Below are 7235 nucleotides of genomic sequence, written 5' to 3' on the forward strand. Positions count from 1 at the left end.
CGGCCTGTTGCTCCAGTGCCAACAGGTCCGCTTTCACTTCCCCAATACCCCCCAAAGGGGGGTTAGCAAGATTCCTTATTGCAAACTAAGCACGAAATCCCTATCTTTAGCCAACAACTAACCTGACGGGGCTCCTATCCGCTTATTTCACGTGGTAAATGCCGCCTAAACGTGGAAATCAGGGAAGACAGGGAAGTTTTCTTGGTATACCAGATAGCACGTATAGGCAAAACCCGTTGGCTTTTTTTGAAACGACGGCATTAATCGCATGAATGGAACGCAGCTAATCCCAACACTTGAACAATTCGGCATCTTTTGCTATAAAGCACTGGTATGGCTTTTTCTGGGCGTCGTCATCGGTGCTTTTGTAGCCTCCATGCAGGGTTTCCTGCCCATTTTGTTGATAGTTGTTTATCTTGTGGGATCGATTGGGCTGGGCTTGTTGTTTAGCCGCGTGTTTTTCCGGTATACCGACCGCAAACGACGTGCCCTGGCGCAAACGAGCGGCCTCGCTGCGCCGGCACGCATCGATGCGATCCGATTCGGCGGTGTGCGGATGTTGGAGACGCGCGAGCTGATGGTCATTCAGGTAACCGTGTTTCAACAGTCCGGCGCGCCCTACCAAACGACGGTACGCCAATTCATGACGGTCGGAGAGGGGGACCTACTCCAGGAGGGGTCGCTCGTCACGTTTCTTGAAGATCCGCATGACCCCGGATATGGCATGGTGTCGACTATCCTGCCGGCGGGCGAAATCCCGGCGGATATCAGGACGTTTCAGGCGGATAAGGTTTACCCGGAGCGGCGGAAAACCGGTCTGTGGCTCCTGGTGGGACGCAATCCGAACGGGCTGGCACGATCGGTAAGTTTCATCTTGATTTTAGCGTTGTTCGGCGCCGGGTTTATTTCACCATATACCGCGACGGGCAATGTGGACTGGCTCCGGCTGCGGCTTAGGTACTTTCCACAGAAACTGGTTTTTCAGGATAAAGGCAATTTCAATCCGGAAATGTTCAAAAAGGCCTATGACAAGGCAGTCGCCTATATCGGCGACCGTCGCATCGAATCGCTGCTTTTTTACAAGGACTTTACCGACATCCGGGTTGAGCCAACCGATGAACCGGGCCGTTTGCAAGGCGCGACCATCCGCGGCAACTCGGTCGGCACCCATTTCATCCATTACTCGCTGGATGATGAGGATCGCCTCTTCACCTTGGAGTCGGTCCGGTACGATGCCTTGAAAAAAGCGTTGGATGATGCGGCAAAAGACCATGACATCGCGGATATCATGTACATCGGTTTTCGCAAGGACATCCGGTGGAGCATGCCGGTGGCTCAGCGGGAACGCTATGTTGATATCCACATCGTGTTTGAGGGCGGCGAGACGTCGCTCGATTATCACGGCGAGACCGGTGAGCGGTTGCCGGACTAACCGTTGCGCTTCATTGCAGTGGCCGATCACGCCTTTCTTCCATACCACCGTTGCATGGCCGGCTTAATTTCAGTTAAACGATTGCCTAAACGCTAAAGGCGAAAGCTTTGTTTTTGCCTTAAAAAGTTTGCTGAACGACTGCGAATGCTCAAAGCCTAGTTCGTAAGCGATCTCGCTAACTGATAGGTTTGTCGTAGCTAATTTTTCTTTAGCCTTTTCAATCAACCGTTCGTGAATGTGTTGCTGCGTGTTTTGTCCGGTAAGCACCCGAAGCAAACTACCGAGATAACCTGCCGAAACGTTTAATTTTTCGGCAACGTATTGAACCGTCGGTAGACCTCTTGAAATCACATCGTCGCTATTGAAATAATCGGACAGCAATTTTTCCAAACGGGCCAAAATTTGATGATTCGTTTTTTCCCGCGTGATGAACTGGCGGTTGTAAAACCGCTCGGCATAGTTGAGCAATGCTTCGATATGCGAAATGATGATTTGCTTGCTGAATTTGTCGATGTTGGAATGATACTCTTGCCGAATGTTTGCTAAAATTCCGTCGAGTGTTTTTTCTTCTTTTTCGGAAAGGAACAGAGCCTCGTTTACCGAATAATCAAAAAACCCGTATTGTTTAATTCCACGTGCAAGCGGTGTGTTCCACAGGAAATCGGGGTGAATGAGCAACATCCACCCCGATCGTTTTTTTGCGACAGAATGCTGGTCGACTTGAACGCTGAAAACCTGATGGGGCGCGATAAAGAACATCATACCCTCGTCAAAATCATACGCCTGTTGTCCATATCTGAATTTTCCATCGATACCCCGCTTAATCGCGATTTGATAGAAATCGAAAATCCAGCTCACTTCGGTTCCAGTCGGGCGCTTTACGGAAGAATAGTCTACGATGCTGATCAGCGGATGCTCGGGCTTCGGCAGACCACGAAGCTGGTGAAATTGGCTGATTGTTTTTACTCTTGTTGGCTGTCGCTGCTCCATCACAAAATTAAAAATAGTTTTGCCGCATATCCTCCAATAATCCGAGGTGTTCAGGTTTCCAACCTAATTGTTCCTGCGTCTTTAAATGGATTGCCGGACTGTCAAAGGCGATAAATCCGCTCATCCATTCAAAATGTTTTACAATTTGTTCTTCCGACAAAGATACAAGGGGCAAACCCAATTTTTCGCCAATCAATTCGGCAATTTTTTTTACTTCAATGCCTGTGTCTCCAACAACGTTATACACCGCGCCCGTTGCCGACTTCTCGATGGCTAAGCGAAACGCCTCTGCTGCGTCCAATCGATGCACGGCAGTCCAACGGTTGGTGCCAGCTGCTGGATAAGCCGAAACCCCGTTTTTGCGCGCTTGCTCAATGATAAACGGAACGAAGCCCTTGTCGCCTTTGTCGTGAACGGACGGTGCCAAACGAATTACCGAGGCATGAACGCCCTTTTCTGCCAAAGCCAAAGCCGCAGTTTCGGAAAAACGCGGAAAACCCTGGGGGAGACGGCTTTCTTCGGTAATCACGCCATCAATGAGCGGCAAGCCTAAAATCCCTGCGGTGACGACCATCGCTTTGCTTGTCCCAATCAACACTTCGCCCATTGCTTCAATAGCTGCTTTGTCTATTGCTGCTGCCTTGGCGAATTGGTTAAAGTCGTGGAAAAAACCTGCGTGAATAACACCGTCAGCATTATTTGCGCCTTGTTTCAGGGTTTCCAAATCTTCCAGACTACCCAACAAAACCGCTGCACCTGCCTCACTGATTTTCTTTGCTGATTGTTCGGAACGTGCCAAGCCTACTACTTGATGTCCTGCCCGGGTTAGCGCGCTGACGACGGCTGAGCCGATAAAACCCGAAGCTCCTGTTACAAATACTTTCATTTTAGTTGTTTTTTGTTGATACAAAATTCTGCAATGACCAAAAAACAGGTGTAACCAAAACGACGGTTGTTGTAGTCGAAATGGAAGGGACACCCAGCATTAGGGCTGGTCCAATATGTGATCGCAATCGCCTGATGCGCTTTTCCCCTACAGAATAACCCAGGTCCATTTTCAGGTATGCGGTCATCCGCTCCACCCCATAGAACGGACAGTCCAGGAACTTCCGGTCAATTGCTTTCATCACCCGCTGGTTGTACAGGGATTCCCCTTTGGGCTTGAAATAATAACTGCTGAATATTCCGGGGAAAGTACACCACCCGTTCCGGATGAAAGTACACCAGTGAAGAGGCCAATAATCTGCGCAGCTGCGCCACTGGGTTTTCAAAGTTAAAGATTTTTTTTCTTCCTCATAGACTTGCCCTGAAGGGGCAGCCTATGTGCCGAAGCTGTCAATCTGTCCATTATCGCGTCGGCCAGTGTAGGCTCATCGATAAAGTTGTACCACGCCTCCACCGGTAATTGCGAAGTGATAATGACGGAACTGTTTCCATATCTGTCTTCCAGTATATCCAATAGTGCCAGCCTGGCGTCTGCATCGATCGCCTTCAGTCCGAAGTCATCGAGTATAAGTAATCTGTGTATTTACTAGTTATCAGCAATCCTACTGAAACCCGTCTCTAAAAGAAAAAAACCGAAAAGGTCACCATAAATAGTTTTTATGAATATTGCATATTTACAATATTTTTTGAATGAAAGCGAATGAAAAAGAGCGAACGAGATATATTAAAACGGAGCAAAGAAATTACCGAAAATTATTTTCAGTTTTTAGACAACCATATTGAAGATGTTGTTTTGGGAAAAACTGAAGAATTTATGGAAATCAATCAAATTGCCAGCGCATTATTTATTTCTCATAAACATTTAACAGATACCGTTCAAAAAGAAACTGGAAGTCATCCTTGTCATTTTTATGACCTTAAAATTCTTGATGAAGCCAAAAAAATGCTTTTAGAAACAGATAAAACTATTTCTGAAATTGCAAAAATATTGACATACGATCCATCGAATTTTTCTAAGTTCTTCAAAAAATTTATTGGACAAACTCCTGGACAATTCCGAAAAGAAAACAAAAAATAAAAACTACCGAAAAGTTCACCACGATTTATATTTTTTGCTTAGCCATCTTTGCTAAATCAATTGTATAACATTTAAAATCAAACAAAATGGCAAGAAACGATGTAAATGGAAAAGTAGTTTTAATTGCAGGTGGTGCAAAAAATTTAGGTGGCTTACTAAGCCGTAATTTTGCGGCTAAAGGAGCAAAAGTGGCTATCCACTACAATAGCGACAACACAAAGGCTGAAGCCGAAAAAACATTGGCAGATATCATAAACGCAGGTGGAGAAGCATTTTTATTCCAAGCTGATTTGACAGATGTAAAAAACATTACAAAGTTTTTTGATGCAACTATCGAAAAATTCGGAGGAATTGACATTGCTATTAATACGGTTGGAAAAGTATTAAAAAAGCCATTTATTGATACTACCGAAGAAGAGTACGACAGTATGAGTGACATTAATGCAAAAGTGGCATATTTCTTTATTCAGGAAGCGGGTAAAAAGCTGAACGATAATGGGAAAATCAATACAATTGTAACGTCTTTATTAGCTGCGTTTACGGGATATTATTCTACTTATGCAGGAGCAAAAGCACCTGTGGAGCATTTCACTAGAGCAGCTTCCAAAGAGTTTGGTTCACGTGGCATTTCTGTAACTGCGGTTGCTCCCGGACCAATGGATACACCTTTCTTCTACGGACAGGAAAGTGATGATGCGGTAGCATACCACAAACAAGCTTCTGATTTAGGTGGATTAACCGACATCAAAGATATTGCTCCTTTGGTGGAATTTTTAGTAACCGATGGTTGGTGGATTACAGGGCAAACCATTTTTGCAAACGGAGGCTACACAACAAGATAAAATAAATTTTACTATTTTTAAAAAGGCAAATGACTTAGTTTTTTGCCTTTTTTTAAATTTAAAGATTATGATTTTAAAAATTCTCAATTCAGCATTGATTTTATTTGCGGTGTTTATGGGTGCCAAGCACGGATGGAATATGCTCACTGCAAAACCAGAAATGCTCGAAATGTTTGGTAAATGGAATTTTAGCAAAAATGCTGTAATGATTAATGGTGCAGTTACCTTATTGGCATCTATATTAATCCTTTTTCCGAAAACATTCGTGTGGGGAAACTTTCTAATGGCAGCGGGAATACTGATGATTATCTGTTTGCGGTTGCTCAACAAAGACTTGAAAGGCGTGGCGATAGAAATCCCATTTCTGTTACTCAATTTAATCATCATTTATTTACAACACCCATTAAAATCGAATGTGTTATGAGAAAATTTCTAATCATTTTGTTTTCCTCTTTTTCACTTACGGCGTGTGGACAAACACAAAACACCAATCAAACAACAAATAAAAAATCAGAAAAAATGCAAGACGAAACCCTATTAAAACCAGTAAAAACTTTGATGGAAGCGATGCAAACAGAAAATGCCGAATTGATCAGAGCTCAATTTTCGGAAACAGCCACTCAAGCCTATGGTTCGGATGGAGTGATGAAAACAGCCGAAGAAACCAAAAAATGGATTGAAAGTGATATCGTGGATCGCCAGGGCAAGGTTGCCAACCCTGAATATTCTGTGATAAGTGAAAATGAGGTTGTTGTCAAAGGGCAGTATTCGAGTGTAGGTTATACAAATAAGGCTAACTTTTTATTTACCGTTGAGAACGGATTGATAACAAGTTGGAGAATGAGATATTAAGTACGATAGTTTATTACCTATAAAAGGACTGCTGATAACATCGCATTGGCAAAATGGCGGGGTAAGTGCAATCTTCAATTTTTGTGCTTTTTTATCAGCCGAATGTGTTCCACATTCAGCTTTTTTTAATAATTTAGCTTCTGTGGAATCCTAACGAAGTGGATCGACGAAGTCAAACACATCGGCTACGTTACTGCTAAATTGAACTTTTCGTCCAATTTATCCGCCACTTCGCCAATGCGTTTCCCGTTATGTGCAATGCTACCAAACCACCGCAGACAAGCGACCACAGAACGATTTGACAATTACTCAACCCCTTGAACAATTTTTTTCCTGTGCAGATAACCCCATTTTTCCATTGCCAATAAAACCTCGTTCAGCGTTTGGCTGTAATCAGTTAATTCATACTGAACCGTAACAGGTTTTGTATTACAAACTTCACGACTAACCAATCCGTTCATTTCCAATTCTTGCAATTCTTTCGACAAAATACGAGGGGAAATTCCCGCTTCTCTCGACAATTCATTAAACCCTTTTTTACCGCTTCGTAGCACCGAAATCAGGATTAACTTCCATTTACCGCCTACTATATCTAACGTATCTCTGATAGCCATTTTGGCTTTTGAGCAACTTTCTACCGTGTGTTTTGCCATATACTATTCTTTTTGTAAGTACTATCCTTTTTGTAACAGATAACAAAGGTATAGTATTTATTCTGAATTTTGCATCAGAATTTAAAAATTAAAATTATGTCACAAAAAACAATCAAAATCACAGGATGGACATTGACCATCATTTTAGGACTTGTGTTTACAATGAGTGCCTTTATGAAACTTACGCAAAACGAAACAGCTTTGGCTCAGGCTTCTTCGTTCGGGATTGATACCACCACTTATCAGTTCATCGGGATTATTGAAATCATCTCGCTGATACTCTTCATTGTTCCGAGAACAGGAATTTTAGGGACATTGTTGTTAGTAGCCTATTTGGGTGGAGCTATTGTCACACATTTGCAACATCAACAACCGATAGCAATGGCGGTTATTTTTCAAATGCTGCTTTGGATTACGGCGTTTATTCGTTTCCCCGAACTGAA

The 7235-nt window shown here is 43.3% G+C and carries 11 protein-coding genes; 6 read left to right on the plus strand and 5 right to left on the minus strand.

Annotation, left to right across the window (positions count from 1 at the left end; translation table 11 throughout):
• The first annotated feature begins 268 nt into the window (after positions 1-268).
• Positions 269-1432 (plus strand): hypothetical protein, encoded by a 1164-nt coding sequence (locus BM030_RS18185; RefSeq protein WP_079718778.1) that lies wholly within the window; start codon positions 269-271, stop codon positions 1430-1432.
• Positions 1433-1501: 69 nt separating this feature from the next.
• Here BM030_RS18185 and BM030_RS18190 read toward each other — a convergent pair whose 3' ends face one another.
• From BM030_RS18190 to BM030_RS18205, 4 genes are all read right to left on the minus strand, one after another.
• Positions 1502-2422 (minus strand): helix-turn-helix domain-containing protein, encoded by a 921-nt coding sequence (locus tag BM030_RS18190; protein ID WP_079718779.1) that lies wholly within the window; start codon positions 2420-2422, stop codon positions 1502-1504.
• Between the two features lie 7 nt (positions 2423-2429).
• The gene (locus BM030_RS18195; RefSeq protein WP_079718780.1) at positions 2430-3308 is read right to left on the minus strand and encodes an SDR family oxidoreductase; all 879 of its coding nucleotides are present in this window, start codon (positions 3306-3308) and stop codon (positions 2430-2432) included.
• 1 nt (position 3309) lies between these two features.
• Positions 3310-3549, minus strand: coding sequence for a helix-turn-helix domain-containing protein (locus BM030_RS20505; protein ID WP_170845820.1), 240 nt, complete (start codon positions 3547-3549; stop codon positions 3310-3312).
• 146 nt (positions 3550-3695) lie between these two features.
• Positions 3696-3950 (minus strand): ATP-binding protein, encoded by a 255-nt coding sequence (locus BM030_RS18205; protein WP_090975039.1) that lies wholly within the window; start codon positions 3948-3950, stop codon positions 3696-3698.
• A gap of 117 nt (positions 3951-4067) precedes the next feature.
• Between BM030_RS18205 and BM030_RS18210 the strand changes: the two genes are divergently transcribed.
• From BM030_RS18210 to BM030_RS18225, 4 genes are all read left to right on the plus strand, one after another.
• On the plus strand, positions 4068-4445 hold the full coding sequence (locus BM030_RS18210) for a helix-turn-helix domain-containing protein (RefSeq protein ID WP_066209168.1): 378 nt from the start codon (positions 4068-4070) through the stop codon (positions 4443-4445).
• Between the two features lie 86 nt (positions 4446-4531).
• On the plus strand, positions 4532-5287 hold the full coding sequence (locus tag BM030_RS18215) for an SDR family oxidoreductase (protein WP_066209166.1): 756 nt from the start codon (positions 4532-4534) through the stop codon (positions 5285-5287).
• Positions 5288-5354: 67 nt separating this feature from the next.
• Entirely contained in the window at positions 5355-5711 is a 357-nt protein-coding gene (locus BM030_RS18220; protein ID WP_090975040.1) for a DoxX family protein, read from the plus strand.
• Positions 5708-6139: a nuclear transport factor 2-like protein gene (locus BM030_RS18225; protein ID WP_066209160.1), complete on the plus strand. Its 432-nt coding sequence runs from the start codon at positions 5708-5710 to the stop codon at positions 6137-6139. Before BM030_RS18220 ends, BM030_RS18225 begins: the two co-directional genes overlap by 4 nt.
• Before the next feature lie 305 nt (positions 6140-6444).
• On the opposite strand, the gene BM030_RS18230 is transcribed toward BM030_RS18225, so the two are convergent.
• Positions 6445-6792 carry a winged helix-turn-helix transcriptional regulator gene (locus tag BM030_RS18230; protein ID WP_090975041.1) on the minus strand — a complete coding sequence of 116 codons (348 nt, stop codon included), beginning with the start codon at positions 6790-6792 and terminating at the stop codon, positions 6445-6447.
• Positions 6793-6888: 96 nt separating this feature from the next.
• On the opposite strand from BM030_RS18230, the gene BM030_RS18235 reads away from it, so the two are divergent.
• The coding region (locus tag BM030_RS18235; protein WP_090975042.1) for a DoxX family protein at positions 6889-7235 on the plus strand (347 nt) is incomplete at its 3' end.

Source organism: Parapedobacter composti (assembly GCF_900112315.1).
Taxonomy (GTDB): domain Bacteria; phylum Bacteroidota; class Bacteroidia; order Sphingobacteriales; family Sphingobacteriaceae; genus Parapedobacter; species Parapedobacter composti.

What these genes read in the sequence shown, in the direction of transcription:
- BM030_RS18185 (WP_079718778.1), top strand. Translation starts at nt 269, where the DNA reads ATGAATGGAACGCAGCTAATCCCAACACTTGAACAATTCGGCATCTTT.
- BM030_RS18190 (WP_079718779.1), bottom strand. Translation starts at nt 2,422, where the DNA reads ATGGAGCAGCGACAGCCAACAAGAGTAAAAACAATCAGCCAATTTCAC.
- BM030_RS18195 (WP_079718780.1), bottom strand. Translation starts at nt 3,308, where the DNA reads ATGAAAGTATTTGTAACAGGAGCTTCGGGTTTTATCGGCTCAGCCGTC.
- BM030_RS20505 (WP_170845820.1), bottom strand. Translation starts at nt 3,549, where the DNA reads ATGAAAGCAATTGACCGGAAGTTCCTGGACTGTCCGTTCTATGGGGTG.
- BM030_RS18210 (WP_066209168.1), top strand. Translation starts at nt 4,068, where the DNA reads ATGAAAAAGAGCGAACGAGATATATTAAAACGGAGCAAAGAAATTACC.
- BM030_RS18215 (WP_066209166.1), top strand. Translation starts at nt 4,532, where the DNA reads ATGGCAAGAAACGATGTAAATGGAAAAGTAGTTTTAATTGCAGGTGGT.
- BM030_RS18220 (WP_090975040.1), top strand. Translation starts at nt 5,355, where the DNA reads ATGATTTTAAAAATTCTCAATTCAGCATTGATTTTATTTGCGGTGTTT.
- BM030_RS18225 (WP_066209160.1), top strand. Translation starts at nt 5,708, where the DNA reads ATGAGAAAATTTCTAATCATTTTGTTTTCCTCTTTTTCACTTACGGCG.
- BM030_RS18230 (WP_090975041.1), bottom strand. Translation starts at nt 6,792, where the DNA reads ATGGCAAAACACACGGTAGAAAGTTGCTCAAAAGCCAAAATGGCTATC.